The 1,258-nt window shown below is 43.9% G+C and carries 1 protein-coding gene; it reads left to right on the top strand.

Annotation, left to right across the window (positions count from 1 at the left end; translation table 11 throughout):
* Positions 1-72: 72 nt before the first annotated feature.
* Positions 73-1,250, top strand: a protein-coding gene (locus tag FKN08_RS23580) for an IS3 family transposase (protein ID WP_104873539.1) whose coding sequence is annotated in 2 segments (ribosomal slippage) — positions 73-331 and positions 331-1,250 — 1,179 coding nt in all. Because the reading frame shifts where the segments join, the coding sequence is not laid out codon by codon here.
* The last annotated feature ends 8 nt before the right edge of the window (positions 1,251-1,258 follow it).

Here is a 1,258-nt window from a genome sequence, read left to right on the forward strand (position 1 = left end):
TGTAGTGGCATAGTGAATTTGGTCACTTAGTTAGAGGTGATATCATCACCTCATAAGTTAACAGGTGACACTATGACAAAACGTACAAGACGACTATTTAGCGCAGAATTTAAGTTAGAAGCAGCGCAGTTAGTCCTAGACCAAAACTACTCAGTGACTGAAGCAGCCCAAGCCATGAATGTGGGCAAGTCCACTATGGATAAATGGGTTCGCCAGCTCAGAGAAGAGCGCCAAGGAAAAACACCTAAAGCTTCACCGATGACCCCTGAACAAATAGAAATTCGGGAATTAAAAAAGAAGTTGGCTCGCCTTGAAGAGCATAATGAAATATTAAAAAAAGCCACGGCTCTGTTGATGTCGGACTCACTGAACAATTCTTGATAATCAAGAAACTCAAGCAGAGCTACAGCGTAAAAACATTATGCGAAGTCTTCAATGTTCATCGAAGTAGTTATCACTATTGGCTTAAACGCCCAACGGTAATTAATGCTGAAACAGTAAAACTGCGCAGCTTGGTCAGTGAGGCTCATGCCGCAAGCAATGGCTCTGCGGGTGCGAGAACCATTGCAGATATAGTCACAAATCAGGGTGTAAATCTGAGCCGATACCGAGCGACAAAGCTTATGAGAACGCTTGGGTTAGTGAGTTGCCAAGTACCAAGACATCGTTACCGAAAAGCTTCACAAGAACATATTGAAGTTCCAAATCACTTAGGTCGTCAGTTTGCGGTTACTGCGCCAAATGAAGTCTGGGCTGGCGATGTTACGTATATTTGGACAGGTAATCGGTGGATGTATTTAGCGGTTGTTATCGATCTTTTTGCCCGCAAAGTGATTGGTTGGTCGATGTCGTTATCACCTGATTCTAGGCTAACAGGCAAAGCTCTTTCGATGGCTTATGAGTCTCGTGGTAAGCCTAAAGGTGTCATGTTCCACAGCGATCAAGGTAGTCACTATACCAGTCGTAAATACCGCCAATTATTGTGGCGTTTTCAAATAAAGCAGAGTTTATCGCGCCGAGGAAATTGCTGGGATAATGCGCCGATGGAGCGCTTCTTTAGAAGTCTGAAAACGGAATGGGTGCCAACGGTGGGTTATCGTAGCTTTGCTGAGGCTCAACAAGAGATCACTCGCTACATCATTGGATATTACTGTCAACTCAGGCCACATCAGTATAACGGTGGTCTAACTCCCAATGAGTCAGAACGATTATATTGGGAAAACTCTAAAACAGTGGCCAATTTTAGTTGACCACTACA

Origin of the sequence: Vibrio sp. 1-2 (7-a) (assembly GCF_013048515.1) — a bacterium.
GTDB lineage: Bacteria > Pseudomonadota > Gammaproteobacteria > Enterobacterales > Vibrionaceae > Vibrio > Vibrio diabolicus.